Raw genomic sequence first — 19,295 nt, forward strand, 5'->3', positions numbered from 1 at the left:
CCAAAGCAATCGGGGATTACCTGCAACAAACGGCGGTAAGTATTTCTGCCATCCACTGGTGGCCTCTGTCTCTGTCCGCAGATTCATGCCAGGACAGATAACAGGTGCGCTTATTTTCCCTAAGAGGAAGAGCAAATATTTTTAGCTGTAGACTTTCAGAAAATTCTTCGGCTAACCAGCGAGGCGCTATTGCCACTAACTGCGTCTGCGATACTACATTCAGCACGCTTGTCAGCGCCATACCTTGATAAGAAATACAGGACTGTCTTTGCGGCGACTGATACCAGGGTGCGCTAAAGGAGGCAAAACGATCCAGTGAAACCACCGCGTGTTGCTCTTTATAAATATCCCTCGCCCTTAACATTGTTATCAGTCGAGGATGTTTTTGGCTGGCCACCAGCACCATTTCGTCTTCAAACAGCGGTAGACAGGAAAAATCCGGACGAAGGAACTCATCATAGCTGATAACAAATTCTGTTTCCTGATAGCGTAACTGTTGTTCGATATCTTTATTTAAGCAGGACTTAAACGACAACTGAATATTGGGCGCCGCCTTTCTGACATTATAAAAAATGATGGGGGTCAATAAATTATCGAGAGGACTGCTGACGCAAAGATGAAAAATCCGCTTGCTCTCAGCGGGGTCAAAACCCGTGCCCGGCAGCTCATTTTGCACAAGGTGCAAGGCCTGGCGCACCACGCCAAACAGTTGAAAAGCTCGGGCCGTTGGCTGTATGCCACGTCCATAGCGTACAAACAGTTCATCGTTAAACATAACCTTCAGGCGCGCCACTGCATTGCTGACCGCAGGTTGTGACATCCCCAGCAATTGAGCCGCCTTTGTGATGTTCTGAACCTGCATCACCGCATCAAAAACAGTCAGCAAATTTAAATCCACTGTTCGTAGCTGGTATTTATTCCCGTCGCTAACGGGCGTGCTTTTTATATAATTATCAGGCATAACTTTACTCCAGTAACAGGGCAATTCCTTCTGCACAGAAGGTGCAATACACAATTCCTTTCAACCTTTCAAAATATACTGGTAGCAAAACAAACGGATTTACTGAGTTAAGCCCTGCCATCCTGCCAGGTCATGGCTGTCACAAAGGTGTGCGTTATTGCTGCAACAAATCCCTTTCAATGCCTCGATCAATCCGTATGCTTCCAACGTGGTTTACAGACGGGTAATAACATCATAAAACGACCCAATGTACAATTATTCACATAGTGAATAAATTCCTTTTGATTGATAAATTATTTAAATGAGTTTTACGGTATTTTAGGAATATAACGCATAAAAATAACTTTACTTTCAATGGAAGCAAAAGAGCGCTGGCAAAAACACAGGAATTAAAAGCACCCATAATAAAACTTTTCTTAATCAAAAATTAACGTGGCCACTGCTTTCATAACTTACCCGGTGATCAAAGGACTCACTATGCGCCATTAGTATATTTTTGAGTTTTTGATTTTTTTAGCATAATAACCTGCCTCAGTAACCCGCTGAATACGATCGCATTAGTTTTCCTTAACCGCTGAGGGTTGACACAGCAAAGCAGATCAAGTACCAATAAATACATATCGCAAACGCTTGAGGCCTGAAACATGATTCGCATCCATCGCCTACTAGTTCTCCTACTAAACGCATTTTATTTGCGCGGTAGACTGGTGGGCGACATCAAGCGTTGATTCAAGCCATCAGACTGAAAAAACCCGCGCCGCTGCGCGGGTTTTTTTATGCCCCCAGCATCGGCGCTAAAACAAAATAAGGACCATAGCATGAGCCAGCAAGTCATAATTTTTGATACGACCTTACGTGATGGCGAGCAAGCGCTGCAGGCCAGCCTGAGTGTTAAAGAGAAGCTGCAGATCGCGTTGGCACTGGAACGTATGGGGGTCGATGTTATGGAGGTCGGTTTCCCGGTTTCCTCACCTGGCGACTTTGAATCCGTACAAACTATCGCCCGCAGTATCAAAAACAGCCGTGTTTGTGCGCTGGCCCGCTGCGTAGAAAAAGATATTGATGTCGCGGCTGAATCATTGAAGGTCGCAGAAGCATTCCGCATTCATACCTTTATCGCCACCTCCCCAATGCATATCGCGACCAAGCTGCGCAGTACGCTGGATGAAGTCATTGAGCGCTCGGTCTATATGGTGAAACGCGCCCGCAATTACACCGACGACGTTGAGTTTTCCTGTGAGGATGCGGGACGAACGCCGATTGCCGACCTGGCACGTGTGGTAGAAGCCGCCATTAACGCAGGCGCAACCACCATCAATATTCCTGACACCGTCGGTTACACCCTGCCTTTCGAATTCGCTTCAATTATTAACGGTCTGTATGAACGCGTACCGAATATCGATAAAGCTATCATCTCCGTACACACCCATGACGACTTAGGCCTGGCTGTGGGTAACGCCATGGCGGCCGTGCATGCTGGCGCGCGCCAGGTTGAAGGCGCAATGAACGGTATCGGTGAGCGTGCCGGCAACTGTTCTCTGGAAGAAGTGATCATGGGCATCAAGGTGCGCAAAGATATTATGAACTTGCACACCAACATCAATCACCATGAAATCTGGCGCACCAGCCAGATGGTCAGCCAAATCTGTAACATGCCGCTTCCGGCAAATAAGGCCATCGTCGGCACTGGCGCTTTCGCCCACTCTTCGGGTATCCACCAGGATGGCGTGCTGAAGAACCGCGAAAACTACGAAATCATGACCCCGGAATCCATCGGCCTGAATCAGGTTCAACTGAACCTGACCTCCCGCTCCGGCCGTGCCGCAGTGAAACATCGCATGGATGAAATGGGTTATAAAGAAACCGACTACAACCTGGACTCGCTGTACGACGCCTTCCTGAAGCTGGCCGACAAAAAAGGCCAGGTCTTTGATTACGATCTGGAAGCGCTGGCATTCATCGATAAGCAACAGGAAGAGCCGGAGCATTTCAGCCTGGAATACTTCAACGTGCAGTCTGGTTCAAGCGTCATCTCTACCGCTTCCGTCCAGTTGCACTGCGGCACAGAAACGCATTCTGAAGCCGCTACCGGTAACGGCCCGGTTGACGCCGTTTACCAGGCGATTAACCGCATTACAAATTACGATGTTGAACTGGTGAAGTACCAGCTGTCCGCAAAAGGCCAGGGCAAAGACGCTTTGGGCCAGGTGGACATCGTTGTTACCCATAAAGGCCGCCGCTTCCACGGCGTAGGTCTGGCGACCGATATCGTGGAATCCTCAGCGAAAGCGATGATTAACGTGCTGAATAACATCTGGCGTGCCGGCGAAGTAGAAAAAGAATTGCAACGCAAAGCCTGCACAAAACACATAACTGAACCTTCGATGGATTAAGTTTTTTGAAAATCAATTCATTGATTTTCTGACTTTAAGCACAATAACCAGAAAACCACGTTTTTCTGGTTATTGTCAGCAATTGGAAGAAACAAACCAGGAAACCGTGTGACATGTCAAAAACTCATCATATAGCAGTATTGCCGGGTGACGGCATCGGCCCGGAAGTCATGGCGCAGGCGCTGAAGGTGCTGGATGCCGTTCGTACGCGCTTCGATATGCGCATCACCACCAGCTCTTATGACGTCGGCGGCATCGCCATCGACCGCTATGGCAATCCTCTGCCTCCGGTTACCGTTGAAGGCTGCGAGCAGGCTGACGCCATTCTGTTTGGCTCGGTTGGCGGTCCAAAATGGGAACATCTGCCGCCGACGCAACAGCCGGAGCGCGGCGCGCTGCTGCCGCTGCGTAAACATTTCAAACTGTTCAGCAATCTGCGCCCGGCGCGTTTGTATCAGGGTCTGGAAGAGTTTTGTCCCCTGCGTGCCGATATCGCTGCAAAAGGCTTCGACATTTTGTGCGTGCGTGAACTGACCGGCGGTATTTATTTCGGCCAGCCGAAGGGCCGCGATGGCGCCGGCATGCACGAAAAAGCGTTCGATACCGAGGTTTATCATCGTTTTGAAATTGAGCGTATCGCCCGCATTGCCTTTGAGTCAGCGCGTAAACGCCGCAGCAAAGTTACCTCTATTGATAAAGCGAACGTACTGCAAACTTCCGTTATGTGGCGTGAAATCGTCAACGAAATTGCTAACGAGTACCCGGACGTCACGCTGTCGCATATGTATATCGACAACGCCACCATGCAGCTGATTAAAGATCCCTCTCAGTTCGACGTGCTGCTGTGCTCCAACCTGTTCGGCGACATTTTGTCCGACGAATGCGCGATGATCACCGGCTCTATGGGCATGCTGCCTTCCGCCAGCCTGAATGAACAAGGCTTTGGTCTGTACGAACCTGCAGGCGGCTCCGCGCCGGATATCGCCGGCAAAAATATCGCAAACCCAATTGCGCAGATCCTGTCTCTGGCTCTGTTGCTGCGCTACAGCCTGGACGCTGAAGAGGCCGCCGTGGCCGTCGAAAACGCGATTAACCTCGCGCTGGAAGAAGGCTTCATGACCTACGATCTGGCTTGCGATGGCAAAGCAATCAGCACCGACGAAATGGGCGATACCATTGCCCGCTTCGTGGCTCAGGGGAAATAATCATGGCGAAGACATTATATCAAAAGCTGTACGATGCCCACGTCGTTTATGAAGCGGTGGATGAAACCCCGCTGCTGTATATCGACCGTCATCTGGTGCATGAAGTTACCTCTCCGCAGGCGTTTGATGGCCTGCGCGCGCACCATCGCCCGGTGCGTCAGCCGGGTAAAACCTTTGCGACCATGGATCACAACGTTTCCACGCAGACAAAAGACATCAACGCCTCGGGTGAAATGGCCCGCATTCAGATGCAGGAATTGATAAAAAACTGCAAAGAATTCGGCGTTGAGCTGTATGACCTGAATCATCCGTATCAGGGCATCGTCCACGTAATGGGGCCGGAACAAGGCATTACGCTGCCGGGTATGACCATCGTGTGCGGCGATTCCCACACCGCAACCCACGGCGCATTTGGCGCGCTGGCATTTGGTATCGGCACCTCAGAAGTTGAGCACGTGCTGGCCACGCAAACCCTGAAACAGGGCCGCGCTAAAACCATGAAGATTGAAGTCACCGGCGACGCCGCGCCGGGGATCACGGCAAAAGACATCGTGCTGGCGATCATCGGTAAAACCGGCAGCGCCGGCGGCACCGGTCACGTAGTGGAGTTCTGCGGCAGCGCCATCCAGGCCCTGAGCATGGAAGGCCGCATGACGCTGTGCAATATGGCCATCGAAATGGGCGCCAAAGCTGGCATCGTTGCGCCGGATGAAACCACCTTCAGCTACGTAAAAGGCCGCCTGCACGCGCCAAAAGCGGCAGACTGGGACGATGCGGTTGCGTACTGGAAAACCTTCAGCACCGACGAAGGCGCGCAGTTCGATAGCGTTGTCACGCTGGACGCAGCCGATATCGCTCCGCAGGTAACCTGGGGCACCAATCCGGGCCAGGTGATTTCCGTTAATGACAACATTCCGAATCCAGAATCCTTCGCCGATCCGGTCGAACGTGCTTCTGCCGAAAAAGCGCTGGCTTATATGGGCCTGAAACCGGGCATCCCGTTGACTGAAGTGGCTATCGACAAAGTATTTATCGGCTCCTGCACCAACTCACGCATTGAAGATTTACGCGCTGCGGCGCAAATCGCTAAAGGCCGTAAAGTCGCGCCAGGCGTGCAGGCACTGGTCGTGCCGGGTTCAGGCCCGGTAAAAGCGCAGGCGGAAGAAGAAGGTCTGGATAAGATCTTCATCGAAGCTGGTTTTGAATGGCGTCTGCCGGGCTGCTCGATGTGCCTGGCGATGAATAACGATCGCCTGGAGCCGGGCGAACGCTGCGCCTCCACCAGTAACCGTAACTTTGAAGGCCGTCAGGGCCGCGGCGGGCGCACCCATCTGGTTAGCCCGGCAATGGCGGCGGCAGCGGCTGTTGCCGGTCATTTTGCTGATATCCGCACGTTGAAATAAGGGAAAACACCATGGCAGAGAAATTTACCCAACATACCGGCCTGGTCGTTCCGCTGGATGCTGCAAACGTTGATACCGACGCAATTATCCCGAAGCAGTTTTTGCAGAAGGTCACCCGCACCGGCTTTGGCGCGCACCTGTTTAACGACTGGCGTTTTCTGGACGACGCAGGCCAGCAGCCTAACCCGGAATTCGTGCTGAATTTCCCGGAGTTCAAAGGCGCATCCATCCTGCTGGCACGTGAAAACTTCGGCTGCGGTTCGTCCCGTGAGCACGCGCCGTGGGCGCTGACGGATTACGGCTTTAAGGTCGTTATCGCACCGAGCTTTGCGGATATCTTCTACGGCAACTCGTTCAACAACCAGCTTCTGCCGGTCACGCTGAGCGAAGAAGAAGTCGATGAGATGTTTAAGCTGGTCGCGGCAAATCCGGGCATTAAATTCGTGGTCGATCTGGAAGCGCAAACCGTGAAGGCGGGTGAAAAAACGTATGCCTTTAATATCGATACGTTCCGCCGCCACTGCATGTTAGAAGGGCTGGACAGCATTGGCCTGACGCTGCAGCACGAAAGCGCTATTTCGTCTTATGAGCGCAAACAGCCGGCGTTTATGCGGTAATAGTTACGCCCTCACCCCAACCCTCTCCCTCGGGAGAGGGAAAACACCGATCCGTTCCCTCTCCCTGGGGGAAAGGATCGGGGTGAGAGCGGTGTTAGATATTCTTTACCCGACCAGTCAAAACCAAAGCCACCACCGAAAGCCCGGCAATCAACCAGTATACAGCATAGTGACCAAAACTTTCTGCCAGCGCGCCCTGTAATACACCCGCCAAAATTACCCCGGTCGAAATGCTGTTCGTAAAAAGCGTCGTTGCAGAACCTGGCCGTCCCGGCATTAAATCCTGAAACCAAAGCATGCCGATACCGGCCACAATACCGATAAATACCGCGTTGAAAAGCTGCAAAATCAATAACGCGGCCCGGCTGTGAAACATAATTAACCCAATGTAGAACAACATGCCAGCGGCCACGGCAATCACCATCATGCGTCGCTTCCCGAAACGCTTCACGTAATAGCCCGCCAGAATCATCGCCGGAATTTCCAGGCCTGCCGCCGTTCCCATCAACAGACCGGCAAGAGATTCAGGCAGACCTAAATCACTGCTGATCCACAGCGGCATATCGATGATATACATGGTATTGCAGGTCCACATCAGCATCGAGGCGATAAACAGCATGCGCACATTTTTATCTTTCCAGCCGCTAACCTGCGTGAGCGCCACGTCGGCGGACTGCTCTATTCTTGCGACGGAAGGTAAGGCAAAGAAAATCAGCGCCAGCGAGATAACAAAAATTCCCGCCGCAATAAGGAACATGGTGGTAAAGCCGTAGTTCAGCGCCAGCATAAAGGAGAGCGGCGGGCCGATAACCCAGGCAAGCGAGAGCTGAGCACGCATTACCGAGCTGAACATCACCACTTCACGCGCGGAGCTGTCCGCATATTCGCGCGCGAGGGCAAAAATCTGCGGCATAGCAGTACTTGCGATGGCAGCGAACATCACGCCGATAGTGATTAACGTCAGGTAATGGCGGTTAAAAGCAAACAGCACGCAGTTCGCCACCGCCATGGCGCAGCAAAACATGATTAATTTGCGCCTGTCGCCCCGGTTATCGGAGCGCTTAGCAAGCAGCAGGCTGACCAGAATACCGGCCACGGCATTAACGGTATAAAACAGGCCAACCCAGAAGGGACGAGCTTCCACCTCACGCGATAAAAACAGGCTGAGAGTTGGCGCCTGCAGCGCCCCAGCAATGCCTATCATAAAAGCTACTACCATAAAAGCGGCGTACACCGGGTTAATACGTCGTCCTTTGGTGAGAAACCAGGCCATGTACAGGGGTCCTTTTAAACGCGGGCGTTAAGTGTTCTTATCCCGGATAAGTGAAGTTGCAACAGGCCGTAGCCAACGCAGAAGCAGCTTTCAGAATGACGGATAAATCATAAACTAAAAAAGCCAGCAGTTAACCTGCTGGCTGGTGAAAAGCACCAATACTCAGTTGCACTTGATGAAAACAATTCAGCGCTTCGCGGCCACCGGGGTTGTAACCTCCCACTGCATTAAGTCTTTGAGCATCCTCAGACGTTGCCCTGCTGTCAGGCGAGCCAGCCATCCAGACCCGACACGTTGTGTCGCGGCAAAGTAATATCGATAAAACTCAACAGGTGATGACCGTTTCATATGTCCTCCTCGCTTTCATCGTTGATGATTATTGGCATAATATAGGGAAAGGTAAATTGATGAGTTTCTGTCTGGAGTTCCCCTTTTATGTCCTCGGGTCGTCTGCAACAACAGTTCATCCGTCTGTGGCAATGCTGCGACGGCAAACCGCAAGAAACCACGCTCAACGACCTGGCGGAGCTGCTGAATTGCTCGCGCCGCCATATGCGTACGCTATTGAATGCGATGCAGGAAAAAGGCTGGCTAAGCTGGAAGGCTGAAGCGGGGCGCGGCAAACGATCGCAGCTTGAGTTTCTGTACACTGGCCTTGCGCTCCAGCAGCAGCGGGCCGAGGATCTTCTTGAGCAGGATCGCATCGATCAGCTTGTGCAGATCGTGGGAGATAAAGCCGCCGTTCGGCAGATGCTGATCTCACATCTCGGCAGGAGCTTTCGCCAGGGCCGCCATATACTTCGGGTGCTCTATTATCGCCCGCTGCTGAACCTGCTTCCCGGCTCCGCATTGCGTCGTTCAGAGACGCACATCGTCCGTCAGATATTCAGCGGCCTGACGCGAATAAATGAGGAAAATGGGGAACTGGAAGCGGACATTGCCCATCACTGGCAGCAGATTTCCCCTTTACACTGGCGCTTTTATCTTCGCCCCGGTATCCATTTCCACCATGGCCGCGAGCTGGACATGCTGGACGTGATGATTTCCCTGCAGCGCATTAACAGCCTGCCGCTTTATGTACATATTAATCAAATCAGCACGCCAACGGCCTGGACGCTGGATATTTATCTCTCGCAGCCGGACCGCTGGCTTCCGTGGCTGCTCGGCAGCGTGAACGCGATGATCCTGCCGCGCGAGTGGCAAACTTTAGATAATTTTTCCCGCCAGCCCGTGGGCACCGGTCCCTACTCCGTGGTGCGCAACAATACTAATCAGCTCAAGATTCAGGCCTGGGATGACTACTTTGGTTATCGCGCGCTTATCGACGAGGTGAATTTCTGGGTGCTGCCGGATATTGGCGAAGAGGTCAGCTGTGCCGTGCAGCTTCAGGGCATGCCGGATAGCGAAAAAGCCGTCGAAAGTCGGCTGGAAGAAGGCTGCTACTACCTGCTGTTTGATAGCCGTTCTTCACGCGGCAGCCATGACGGCGTGCGGACATGGGTAAGCCGCCTGCTGGCACCTGTTCATTTGCTGTATAACGCAGGCGAACAAAATCAGCAGTACTGGTTTCCGGCTTACGGCCTGCTTCCACGTTGGCACCATACGCGCCCACGGCCTGTGGAAGAGAAGCCCGCAGGGCTTGAAACCCTCACTCTGACCTTCTATCGCGACCACGCTGAACATCGCGTCATCAGCAATATTATGGTGAAGCTTCTCGCCGCACATGGCGTCCGCCTTGAAGTGCAGGAGGTGAGCTATGAGGCGTGGCATCAGGGCGAAATTGTCAGCGATATCTGGCTTAACAGCGCCAATTTTACCCTGCCGCTGGAGTTTTCGCTCTTTTCCCACCTCTATGAAGTGCCGCTGATACAAAAGTGCATCGACATTGACTGGGCCACCGACACCGGCAAATGGCATAAGGGTGAGCTAAACCTCCCGGTATGGTGCCAGCAACGCGTTGAGCAAAATGATATTTTGCCGCTCATTCACCACTGGCTACGCATTGAAGGCCAGCGCAGCATGCGCGGCGTAAGGATGAACACGCTCGGCTGGTTTGATTTTAAATCCGCCTGGTTTGCCCCGCCGGAACCCTAGCCCTTTCGGAAAGTGCGCAGAATCATTACAATGGCGCGTTCTCAACGGGGTGCAAGGACCATTGTCCGAGCTGAGATAATACCCGTCGAACCTGATCCGGATAACGCCGGCGAAGGGATTTGAGGCTTATCGCTCAAAGTCCTTTGCCACCCCTATTTTAAGAGGTGCAAAGTGTTCAAAAAATTATTGCCGCTGCTCATACTCGTCGCCGCTCCTGTTTTCGCTAAACCCCTGCTCACCGTTTATACCTACGACTCCTTTGCCGCTGACTGGGGTCCGGGGCCGGCGGTAAAAAAAGCTTTTGAAGCCGACTGTAACTGCGAGCTGAAATTCGTTGCCCTTGAAGACGGCGTGTCGCTGCTCAACCGTCTGCGTATGGAAGGCAAAAACAGCAAAGCCGACGTGGTGCTGGGCCTGGACAACAATCTGATTGAAGCGGCTTCGCAAACCAAACTCTTTGCCCCGAGCAATATCGACACCAGCGCTCTGAGCATCCCAGGCGGCTGGAAAAACGACACATTCGTTCCGTTCGATTACGGCTACTTCGCTTTTGTCTACGATAAAAACAAACTGAAAAACCCGCCGAAGAGCCTGAAAGAACTGGTAGAAAGCGACCAGAAATGGAAGGTGATTTATCAGGATCCGCGCACCAGCACGCCGGGCCTGGGCCTGCTGCTGTGGATGCAAAAAGTTTATGGCGACAAAGCGCCTGCAGCCTGGGCGAAGCTTGCCAGCAAAACCGTTACCGTCACCAAAGGCTGGTCTGAGGCCTATGGCCTGTTCTTAAAAGGCGAAGGCGACCTGGTGCTGAGCTACACCACGTCCCCGGCTTATCACATCATTGAAGAGAAAAAAAATAACTACGCCGCCGCAGATTTTAGCGAAGGGCATTATTTGCAGGTGGAAGTAGCGGGCCGCCTGGCCGCCAGCAAACAGCCTGAACTGGCGAAAAAATTCATGCAATTCATCACCCAGCCTGGCTTCCAGAACACTATCCCAACCGGCAACTGGATGTATCCGGTCACCGATGTGAAATTACCCGAGGGTTTCAGCAGCATCAAAAAACCACAAACCTCGCTGGAATTCACGCCTAAAGAAGTTTCTGAGCTTCGCGCAAGCTGGATTAGTGCATGGCTTCGCGCCGTCAGCCGCTGATCCCCGGCTGGCTGCTTCCAGGGCTATTCGCTGCCGCGCTGGTGGTAGTGGTGGCCCTTGCGGCTTTTCTGGCGCTGTGGTTTAACGCACCGCAAAGCGATATCCGGGGGCTTACGCAGGACAGCTATCTGTGGCACGTTCTGCGCTTCTCGTTCTGGCAGGCTTTTCTCTCTGCCGTACTTTCAGTGTTTCCGGCGATTTTCCTTGCGCGCGCGCTCTACCGCCGTCGCTTCCCGGGCCGTCTGGCTCTGCTGCGCTTATGCGCCATGACGCTGGTGCTGCCGGTGCTGGTGGCCGTATTTGGCATCCTGACCGTTTACGGGCGCGTCGGCTGGCTGGCCTCGCTTTGTGCGTGGCTGGGCATACAGTGGACGTTCTCGCCGTATGGTTTGCAGGGAATCCTGCTGGCGCACGTCTTCTTTAATCTGCCGATGGCGACGCGGCTTCTGTTACAGGCGCTGGAGAATATTCCCGGTGAACAGCGACAGCTCGCCGCACAGCTTGGCATGCAGGGCTGGAATTTCTTCCGCTTTGTAGAGTGGCCGTGGTTACGTCGCCAGATCCTGCCCGCGAGCGCGCTTATTTTTATGCTCTGCTTTGCCAGTTTTGCTACCGTGCTTTCGCTTGGCGGCGGGCCGCAGGCGACCACCATCGAACTCGCGATTTTCCAGGCGCTAAGCTACGACTACGATCCCGCTCGTGCGGCGCTGCTCGCGCTGGTGCAGATGATTTGCTGTCTGGGCCTGGTGCTGTTAAGCCAGCGGCTCAGCAAAGCCATTCCCGCAGGCAGCAGCCACGTGCAGGGCTGGCGCGATCCGCAGGATAACCTGCGCCGCAGGCTGTGCGATGGGGCGCTAATCGCCCTGGCGCTGGCGCTGCTGCTGCCGCCTTTGCTGGCGGTGATAATTGATGGCATCAATAGCGGCTTCAGCGCGGTGCTGTCGCAGCCAATCCTCTGGCAGGCGCTCGAAACCTCGCTGAGAATAGCCGTTGCCGCCGGGCTGCTGTGCGTGATAATCACCCTGATGCTGCTCTGGAGTTCGCGAGAGCTGCGTCTGCGTAACCGCGCTTTTTCCGGGCAGGCTCTGGAGCTGAGCGGTATGTTAATCCTCGCTATGCCGGGCATCGTTCTGGCAACCGGCTTCTTCCTGCTGCTGAATAATACGGTCGGCCTGCCGCAGTCAGCTGATGGCATCGTGATTTTTACCAACGCGCTGATGGCTATCCCCTACGCGTTAAAAGTGCTGGAAAATCCGATGCTGGACGTAGCCGGGCGCTACGGAAAACTCTGTCAGTCGCTGGATATTAAAGGCTTTCATCGCCTGCGCTTCATTGAACTCCGGGCGCTGAAAATTCCGCTGGCACAGGCGCTGGCCTTTGCCTGCGTGCTGTCGATTGGCGATTTTGGGGTAGTGGCGCTGTTTGGCAATGAAGATTTCCGCACGCTGCCGTTCTATCTTTACCAGCAAATCGGTTCCTACCGCAGCGAGGCTGGCGCCGTGACCGCGTTTATCCTGTTGATGCTGTGCTTTGCTTTATTCACCCTGATTGAAAAACTTCCGGGACGCCATGCTAACGCTGACTAATGTAACCTGGCTTTATCGCCATTTACCGATGCGCTTTTCACTTAACGTGGCGGCGGGAGAACGCGTCGCGGTGCTGGGGCCAAGCGGCGCCGGGAAAAGCACCCTGTTGAGTTTGATTGCTGGTTTTCTGACGCCCGCAAGCGGGGAAATAAATTTGTGCGGTGAAAATCATACCCGAACCGCACCCGCCCAACGTCCTGTTTCTATGCTGTTTCAGGAAAACAATCTTTTCAGCCACTTAAGCGTGCGGGAAAACATCGGGCTGGGCATCAATCCCGGGCTGAAGCTCAATCTGGAACAACGCGAGCGGCTTGGAAAGATTGCCGAACAAATGGCGATCGGCGATTTGCTGGATCGCTTACCTTCGCAGCTTTCCGGCGGCCAGCGTCAGCGCGTAGCCCTTGCCCGCTGTCTGGTGCGTAAACAGCCCATTTTGCTGCTCGATGAACCCTTTTCCGCTCTCGATCCGGCGCTGCGTCTGGAAATGCTGCAACTGCTGGATGAAGTGTGCCAGCAGCAACAGCTTACCCTGCTGATGGTTTCCCACAGCATTGAAGACGCGGCACGCATCGCCGAAAGAAGTCTGGTGGTGGTGGATGGCCGCATAGCCTGGGATGGCGACACGGCAACGTTACTGAGCGGCGAAGCGAGCGCTTCATCGCTGCTGGGAATAGCGCGTCAGGGCTGACCCGTAAGATTTGTGGCAAACGCCTGAAAACGCGGTTTTCAGGTGTTTGAGATAAACCAGCGGACATAATCCTTTGATTCTATAGGCAACGATAAAAAACTTCCGTGGTGCAGCACCATATCACTCTCTTCGCGGGTCAGGCCTGATCCGTTAGATTTGTGGCAAACGCCTGAAAACGTGGTTTTCAGGTGCTTGAGATAAACCAGCGGACATAACCCTTTGTTTCTACAGGCAACGATAAAAAACTTCCGTTGTGCAGCATCATATCACTCTCTTCGCGGGTCAGGACTGACCCGTAAGATTTGTGGCAAACGCCTGAAAACGTGGTTTTCAGGTATTTGAGATAAACCAGCGAACATAATCCTTTGATTCTACAGGCAACGATAAAAAACTTCCGTTGTGCAGCACCATGTCACTCTCTTCGCGGGTCAGGACTGACCCGTAAGCACTTTCGAGAGAATTTTAAGATAGACAGGCATCAGCGGATGCATTTGTAGCGCCACAACACTGCCAATCGCCAGCACCAACGTGGCGGGCGCAAGCCAGTGCAAACGCGTGCGCGGCAGATAACGCGTTAATTTGTCGGTGCCAGACTTTCCGCTGCGCCACCAGCGCCAGCAAAGCCATGCCGCCAGCCAGACCAGCAATGCCACGGCCAGCAATAGCCATTTGAAGCTGCTGCTTTGCATATCCGCAGGGATATCAATGGCCGCACCGGCCAGAATGCCCGGCATAAAATAAAGCGGCGGCCAGAAGATGCAGCCGATGATATTAGGCAGGATAAATTTCGAAACGGGCAGATCCAGCATCCCCGCCACCATTGGCACCAGCGGGCGCGTCGGGCCAATAAACCGGCCAATCAGAATGGTAAACATGCTGTGCTGATGCAGCGCATGCTCGGTTTTATCGAGCAATGCCTTATTTTTCTTCATAAACGACCAGCGATGCAGCGGCCCTTTAAAACGTCCGCCCAGCCAGAACGAAAGCCAGTCGCCCAACAGGCAGCCCACAATTCCCGCCGGCCAGGCATGATAGAAGTTAACTTCTCCACCGCCAATCAGCGCGCCAAGCCCCGCCATCATCACCGTGCCCGGTAAAATTAACCCCACCAGCGCCAGCGACTCCAGAAAGGCCACCAGCATCACCGCGATAAGCGAATACGCCACCGACTGTGTAATAAAGTGTTCCAGCAAAGCTTCCATAAAGCATCCGTCGAGAAACGAGTGGGCGATTCTCCTGAGTGATTACTTCAGCGTCAAGCCATCAATTGTATGAATAAATAATACGGATCGGAGACAAATCTCGTGCCGGTGAAGTTCGCAAAGAGTTTTCCCAAAAAATTACCAGTAAAATCAAGGCATTAATTTTCGCCCTATAACCACAAAGAAGGAAAAAACACGCTTTTTCTTTCTTTACCAACAATCGCATAGCGACTATTCACAGCCTGCACGGAATTCACTTGGGCTTGCCCCGGTACACTTTTTGAATACGCGTGAAAAATAGAGCTGGTCCTCGAAACCCACGTTGCGCCCGACGCTTGCAATCGGCATTCGCGTAGTGCTGAGCAGCAGCTTCGCCTGGCTGATGCGCTGATCCTCGCGCCAGCTTAAAACGCTGACGCCAAGCTGCTGGCGAAAAAGATGCGAGAGCCGGGAAGGAGATAAACAGACGTGCTGCGCCACGCTTGCGATATCAAAATTGCTGTCGGCAAGATGGTCGCTAATATACTGGCAGGCATCGCGCACGCGGTTATCCAGCGGCGGGTTGAGAGAGGCGCTCAGCACTTCCATGCGCCGCAGCAAGAGCTGTTCAAGAAGATTGATCGCCAGCAGTTCCGCATAGCGCCCTTCAGCCTGTCCCGCGTCAATAATTTGCTGAAAAAGCTGTGAAAATCCTTCCTGATGCGCATCGTCGGGGCGATAAAAACCCGTATGGGCAAAAATGGGTTCCCAGTTCAGCCACTCCTGCCAGTAGGCGCGCGGGCGGAAGTAGACCCACTGGTGATACCACTCTTTGCTGTCCGGCGCGCGGCCGTAGTGATGCACTTCACCGGGCGGGAACAGCAGCATATCACCGGGGCGACAAACGTAATTCTTTCCCTGATTGTTAATAACCCCTTCGCCCTGCACGGTGAGGTTGAGGATATAACCTTTCATGCCCAGCGGCCGGTCAATAAAAAAATCCAGCGGCCCCAGCGCTTCGATAGGCGTTAATCCTGCCACCAGATGCGCATTAAAAGAGTAGCCGGGCAACAGGGGGTCGTTTTGCAATTCAGGCATGATGAAGCTCGCTTTTAAGTCAGAATAATAGAAACAATTTGTCCATATCCATGCTTAACGCCTCATCGTCCCCGGCAGCATTTCAACAAACAGGCTGATTTTTATCATAAAGCCACGATCTGCAAGCACCTATGCTTTTTAACGGGTCATCACATGCTTTTATGAAGACAGCCAAAGTGTCTATAACCGTGACAGAAAAGTCCACATGGAATATTTGCGGGGCGTCACATTTTGCGCGCCCATAGCTATTTTATCCATAACTACAGCGATTAAGACCTGTCCCTTTTTTGCTACAAAACCTACTGTTCATTGCATGAGTGTTTGACCTTCTGGAGTGAAAAAATGTCGATTGCGCTGGGCCTTGATTTTGGCAGCGATTCAGTACGCGTCTTAGCAGTGGATTGTGAAAACGGAGCCGAACTGGCCACCAGCGTAGAGTGGTATCCCCGCTGGCAGGAAGGCCTCTACTGCGATGCCGCCAGCAACCAGTTCCGTCACCATCCGCAGGATTATATTGAATCAATGGAGCGGGCGCTAAAAGCGGTGCTAAAAGAGCTGACGGCCGAGCAGCGCGAAGCCATTTGCGGTATCGGCGTGGACAGCACCGGCTCAACCCCTGCCCCGATAGACGCCAGCGGCAACGTGCTGGCGCTGACCCCGGAATTCGCCGACAACCCGAACGCCATGTTCGTGCTGTGGAAAGATCACACCTCGGTCGACGAAGCCGAAGCGATTACCCGCCTGTGTCATACCGCCGGAAAAACTGATTACTCGCGCTATATCGGCGGTGTTTATTCCAGCGAATGGTTCTGGGCCAAAATTCTGCATGTGACCCGCGCGGACAGCCGGGTCGCTCAGGCTGCGGCTTCGTGGATTGAACTTTGCGACTGGGTGCCTGCCCTGCTTTCCGGCACCACACGCCCGCAGGATATACGTCGCGGGCGCTGCAGCGCGGGCCACAAATCTCTCTGGCATGAAGACTGGGGCGGCCTGCCTCCCGCCAGCTTCTTTGATGACCTTGACCCAATAATTAACCAGAACCTCGCTTACCCGATGTTCACCGAGACCTGGACTGCCGATATTCCCGTGGGCAATCTCTGCGCCCAATGGGCTGAGCGCCTTGGCCTGCCGCAAAGCGTGGTAATTTCCGGCGGCGCTTTTGACTGCCATATGGGCGCCGTTGGCGCAGGCGCGCAGCCGAACACGCTGGTGAAAGTCATCGGCACCTCCACCTGCGACATTCTGATTGCCGACAAACCAACCGTGGGCGAGCGTGCCGTAAAAGGAATTTGTGGGCAAGTGAACGGCAGCGTGGTGCCCGACTTTATCGGTCTGGAAGCCGGGCAGTCCGCCTTTGGCGATATCTATGCCTGGTTCGGTCGCGTGCTCGGCTGGCCGCTGGAACAGCTGGCGCAACAGCATCCTGAACTACGCGGCCAAATCGATGCCAGCAAAGAACGGCTGCTGCCCGCGTTGACCGAAGCCTGGGCAAAAAATCCTTCTCTGGAACATCTGCCGGTTATTCTCGACTGGTTTAACGGCCGCCGCACCCCGAACGCCAACCAGCGCCTGAAGGGTGTGATTACCGATTTGAATCTGGCGACCGACGCCCCGGCGCTGTTTGGCGGATTGATTGCCGCCACGGCATTTGGCGCGCGCGCCATTATGGAATGCTTCACCGAACAGGGCATCCCGGTCAACAACGTGATGGCGCTGGGCGGCATTGCCCGTAAATCCCCGGTCATTATGCAGGCGTGCTGTGACGTGCTGAATCGCCCGCTGCAGATTGTCGCCTCCGACCAGTGCTGCGCCCTTGGCGCGGCGATATTTGCCGCCGTCGCCGCAGGCAAGCATGCGGATATCTCGCAGGCGCAGCAGGCCATGGCGAGCCCGGTCGAAAGTACTCTCCAACCCATTGGACAACGCGCCGAGCGTTTTGAGCAGCTTTACCGCCGCTATCAGCAGTGGGCCATCAGCGCGGAACAGCACTATCTCCCTTCAGCCCCTGCTGCGGTTCCAACCGTCAAGCAGGCAGCGACGACTCTTTAAGGACATAACGATGAACATTTTTGAACAGTATGAAGTGTGGTTTGTCATTGGTAGCCAGCATCTCTATGGCCCGGAAACGCTGCGCCAGGTAACGCAGAACGCTGAGCACGTCGTAAATGCGCTGAATAAAGAAGCTAAGCTGCCGTGCAAACTGGTGCTTAAACCGCTCGGCACCACGCCGGATGAAATCACCGCGATTTGCCGCGACGCCAGCTACAACGATAAATGCGCCGGCATGGTGGTATGGCTGCACACCTTCTCTCCGGCAAAAATGTGGATTAACGGCCTGAGCATCCTCACCAAGCCGCTGCTGCAGTTCCACACCCAGTTTAATGCGCAGATCCCATGGGACAGCATTGATATGGACTTTATGAACCTGAACCAGACCGCACACGGCGGCCGCGAGTTCGGTTTTATCGGCGCGCGCATGCGCCAGCAGCACACCGTTGTCACCGGTCACTGGCAGGATCCGCAGGCGCACAAACGTATCGGCGCCTGGATGCGTCAGGCCGTCTCTAAACAAGATACCCGTCAACTGAAAGTGGCGCGTTTTGGCGACAATATGCGCGAAGTTGCGGTTACCGATGGCGACAAGGTTGCCGCCCAGATGAAGTTCGGTTTCTCGGTCAATACCTGGGCGGTCGGTGACCTGGTGGCGGTGGTTAATGCCGTCAGCGATGGCGATGTGAACGCGCTGGTAGACGAATACGAAAGCAGCTATCGCCTGACGCCTGCCGCACAGCTGAACGGCGAAAAACGCCAGAACGTGCTGGACGCCGCCCGCATTGAGCTGGGGATGAAACGCTTCCTCGAAGAAGGCGGGTTCCACGCCTTCACCACCACTTTTGAAGATCTGCACGGCCTTAAACAGCTGCCGGGCCTTGCCGTTCAGCGTCTGATGCAGCAGGGCTACGGCTTCGCGGGCGAAGGCGACTGGAAAACGGCCGCCCTGCTTCGCATTATGAAAGTGATGTCCGCTGGCCTGGAGGGCGGCACCTCCTTTATGGAGGACTACACCTACAACTTCGAAAACGGCAACGACATGGTGCTCGGCTCGCACATGCTGGAAGTTTGCCCCTCTATTGCGCTTGCGGAAAAACCAATTCTTGATGTGCAGCACCTCGGCATCGGCGGCAAGGCCGATCCGGCGCGCCTGATCTTCTCTACCCAAACAGGCCCGGCGGTAAACGCCAGCCTTATCGATCTGGGCGATCGTTTCCGCCTGCTGGTGAACTGCGTGGACGCGCTGGAAACTCCGCATCAACTGCCAAAACTGCCGGTCGCCAACGCTTTGTGGAAAGCGCAGCCGGATCTGCCGACCGCATCCGAAGCCTGGATCCTGGCGGGCGGCGCGCACCACACCGTATTCAGCCAGGCGCTAACGCTGGACGACCTGCGCCTGTTCTCTGAGCTACACGGCATCGAGCTTACCGTTATCGACAACGAGACTCGCCTGCCCGCGTTCAAAGATGCTCTGCGCTGGAACGAGGTTTATTACGGCTCCAGACGATAATACTCGCCGGCCGTTTTTGTAGGGCGGGTAAGCGCAGCATCACCCGCCGAACAGGTGAAAGCGGTGGATGACGCCTTGC

The 19,295-nt window shown here is 54.2% G+C and carries 15 protein-coding genes and 1 riboswitch; of the genes, 10 read left to right on the forward strand and 5 right to left on the reverse strand.

The features are described 5' to 3' along the window. Positions 1-16: 16 nt before the first annotated feature. A complete protein-coding gene (gene leuO, locus E2L00_RS10975; protein ID WP_167611128.1) occupies positions 17-961 on the reverse strand; it encodes a transcriptional regulator LeuO in 945 nt (314 codons plus the stop codon). Between the two features lie 818 nt (positions 962-1,779). Between leuO and leuA the strand changes: the two genes are divergently transcribed. From leuA to leuD, 4 genes are all read left to right on the forward strand, one after another. Further along, positions 1,780-3,354, forward strand: coding sequence for a 2-isopropylmalate synthase (gene leuA, locus E2L00_RS10985; RefSeq protein WP_167611131.1), 1,575 nt, complete (start codon positions 1,780-1,782; stop codon positions 3,352-3,354). Between the two features lie 113 nt (positions 3,355-3,467). Further along, positions 3,468-4,559 carry a 3-isopropylmalate dehydrogenase gene (gene leuB, locus E2L00_RS10990; protein WP_167611134.1) on the forward strand — a complete coding sequence of 364 codons (1,092 nt, stop codon included), beginning with the start codon at positions 3,468-3,470 and terminating at the stop codon, positions 4,557-4,559. A gap of 2 nt (positions 4,560-4,561) precedes the next feature. Continuing rightward, positions 4,562-5,962 (forward strand): 3-isopropylmalate dehydratase large subunit, encoded by a 1,401-nt coding sequence (gene leuC, locus E2L00_RS10995; protein ID WP_167611137.1) that lies wholly within the window; start codon positions 4,562-4,564, stop codon positions 5,960-5,962. 11 nt (positions 5,963-5,973) lie between these two features. After that, on the forward strand, positions 5,974-6,579 hold the full coding sequence (gene leuD / locus E2L00_RS11000; RefSeq protein ID WP_167611140.1) for a 3-isopropylmalate dehydratase small subunit: 606 nt from the start codon (positions 5,974-5,976) through the stop codon (positions 6,577-6,579). Positions 6,580-6,673: 94 nt separating this feature from the next. Here the strand turns inward: leuD and E2L00_RS11005 are convergent, their stop codons facing one another. Beyond that, positions 6,674-7,852 carry a sugar efflux transporter gene (locus tag E2L00_RS11005; RefSeq protein WP_167611143.1) on the reverse strand — a complete coding sequence of 393 codons (1,179 nt, stop codon included), beginning with the start codon at positions 7,850-7,852 and terminating at the stop codon, positions 6,674-6,676. Positions 7,853-8,038: 186 nt separating this feature from the next. Continuing rightward, complete coding sequence (sgrT, locus tag E2L00_RS11010) at positions 8,039-8,200, reverse strand: glucose uptake inhibitor SgrT (protein ID WP_167611145.1); 162 nt, start codon at positions 8,198-8,200, stop codon at positions 8,039-8,041. Positions 8,201-8,287: 87 nt separating this feature from the next. Here sgrT and sgrR point away from each other — a divergent pair, with 87 nt between their 5' ends. The 4 genes from sgrR to thiQ all read left to right on the forward strand — a co-directional run bounded on the left by sgrR (position 8,288) and on the right by thiQ (position 13,375). Further along, on the forward strand, positions 8,288-9,946 hold the full coding sequence (gene sgrR / locus E2L00_RS11015; RefSeq protein WP_167611148.1) for an HTH-type transcriptional regulator SgrR: 1,659 nt from the start codon (positions 8,288-8,290) through the stop codon (positions 9,944-9,946). Positions 9,947-9,981: 35 nt separating this feature from the next. Further along, positions 9,982-10,082: riboswitch (TPP riboswitch) on the forward strand. Between the two features lie 35 nt (positions 10,083-10,117). Further along, positions 10,118-11,101 carry a thiamine ABC transporter substrate binding subunit gene (thiB, locus tag E2L00_RS11020; RefSeq protein ID WP_167611151.1) on the forward strand — a complete coding sequence of 328 codons (984 nt, stop codon included), beginning with the start codon at positions 10,118-10,120 and terminating at the stop codon, positions 11,099-11,101. Beyond that, positions 11,077-12,687: a thiamine/thiamine pyrophosphate ABC transporter permease ThiP gene (gene thiP / locus E2L00_RS11025; RefSeq protein ID WP_167611154.1), complete on the forward strand. Its 1,611-nt coding sequence runs from the start codon at positions 11,077-11,079 to the stop codon at positions 12,685-12,687. Before thiB ends, thiP begins: the two co-directional genes overlap by 25 nt. Next, positions 12,671-13,375: a thiamine ABC transporter ATP-binding protein ThiQ gene (thiQ, locus tag E2L00_RS11030; protein WP_167611157.1), complete on the forward strand. Its 705-nt coding sequence runs from the start codon at positions 12,671-12,673 to the stop codon at positions 13,373-13,375. Before thiP ends, thiQ begins: the two co-directional genes overlap by 17 nt. A 428-nt stretch (positions 13,376-13,803) precedes the next feature. Here the strand turns inward: thiQ and E2L00_RS11035 are convergent, their stop codons facing one another. Further along, positions 13,804-14,577 (reverse strand): DedA family protein, encoded by a 774-nt coding sequence (locus E2L00_RS11035; protein ID WP_167611160.1) that lies wholly within the window; start codon positions 14,575-14,577, stop codon positions 13,804-13,806. Positions 14,578-14,808: 231 nt separating this feature from the next. Beyond that, entirely contained in the window at positions 14,809-15,654 is an 846-nt protein-coding gene (gene araC / locus E2L00_RS11040) for an arabinose operon transcriptional regulator AraC (RefSeq protein WP_167611163.1), read from the reverse strand. A gap of 342 nt (positions 15,655-15,996) precedes the next feature. Here araC and araB point away from each other — a divergent pair, with 342 nt between their 5' ends. Further along, the gene (gene araB, locus E2L00_RS11045) at positions 15,997-17,703 is read left to right on the forward strand and encodes a ribulokinase (protein WP_167611166.1); all 1,707 of its coding nucleotides are present in this window, start codon (positions 15,997-15,999) and stop codon (positions 17,701-17,703) included. Positions 17,704-17,713: 10 nt separating this feature from the next. Next, positions 17,714-19,216 carry an L-arabinose isomerase gene (araA, locus tag E2L00_RS11050; RefSeq protein ID WP_167611169.1) on the forward strand — a complete coding sequence of 501 codons (1,503 nt, stop codon included), beginning with the start codon at positions 17,714-17,716 and terminating at the stop codon, positions 19,214-19,216. The last annotated feature ends 79 nt before the right edge of the window (positions 19,217-19,295 follow it).

The sequence above is a fragment of the Cedecea colo genome (assembly GCF_011808225.1).
Lineage (GTDB): Bacteria > Pseudomonadota > Gammaproteobacteria > Enterobacterales > Enterobacteriaceae > Dryocola > Dryocola colo.

What these genes read in the sequence shown, in the direction of transcription:
- leuO (WP_167611128.1), bottom strand. Translation starts at nt 961, where the DNA reads ATGCCTGATAATTATATAAAAAGCACGCCCGTTAGCGACGGGAATAAA.
- leuA (WP_167611131.1), top strand. Translation starts at nt 1,780, where the DNA reads ATGAGCCAGCAAGTCATAATTTTTGATACGACCTTACGTGATGGCGAG.
- leuB (WP_167611134.1), top strand. Translation starts at nt 3,468, where the DNA reads ATGTCAAAAACTCATCATATAGCAGTATTGCCGGGTGACGGCATCGGC.
- leuC (WP_167611137.1), top strand. Translation starts at nt 4,562, where the DNA reads ATGGCGAAGACATTATATCAAAAGCTGTACGATGCCCACGTCGTTTAT.
- leuD (WP_167611140.1), top strand. Translation starts at nt 5,974, where the DNA reads ATGGCAGAGAAATTTACCCAACATACCGGCCTGGTCGTTCCGCTGGAT.
- E2L00_RS11005 (WP_167611143.1), bottom strand. Translation starts at nt 7,852, where the DNA reads ATGGCCTGGTTTCTCACCAAAGGACGACGTATTAACCCGGTGTACGCC.
- sgrT (WP_167611145.1), bottom strand. Translation starts at nt 8,200, where the DNA reads ATGAAACGGTCATCACCTGTTGAGTTTTATCGATATTACTTTGCCGCG.
- sgrR (WP_167611148.1), top strand. Translation starts at nt 8,288, where the DNA reads ATGTCCTCGGGTCGTCTGCAACAACAGTTCATCCGTCTGTGGCAATGC.
- thiP (WP_167611154.1), top strand. Translation starts at nt 11,077, where the DNA reads ATGGCTTCGCGCCGTCAGCCGCTGATCCCCGGCTGGCTGCTTCCAGGG.
- thiQ (WP_167611157.1), top strand. Translation starts at nt 12,671, where the DNA reads ATGCTAACGCTGACTAATGTAACCTGGCTTTATCGCCATTTACCGATG.
- E2L00_RS11035 (WP_167611160.1), bottom strand. Translation starts at nt 14,577, where the DNA reads ATGGAAGCTTTGCTGGAACACTTTATTACACAGTCGGTGGCGTATTCG.
- araC (WP_167611163.1), bottom strand. Translation starts at nt 15,654, where the DNA reads ATGCCTGAATTGCAAAACGACCCCCTGTTGCCCGGCTACTCTTTTAAT.
- araB (WP_167611166.1), top strand. Translation starts at nt 15,997, where the DNA reads ATGTCGATTGCGCTGGGCCTTGATTTTGGCAGCGATTCAGTACGCGTC.
- araA (WP_167611169.1), top strand. Translation starts at nt 17,714, where the DNA reads ATGAACATTTTTGAACAGTATGAAGTGTGGTTTGTCATTGGTAGCCAG.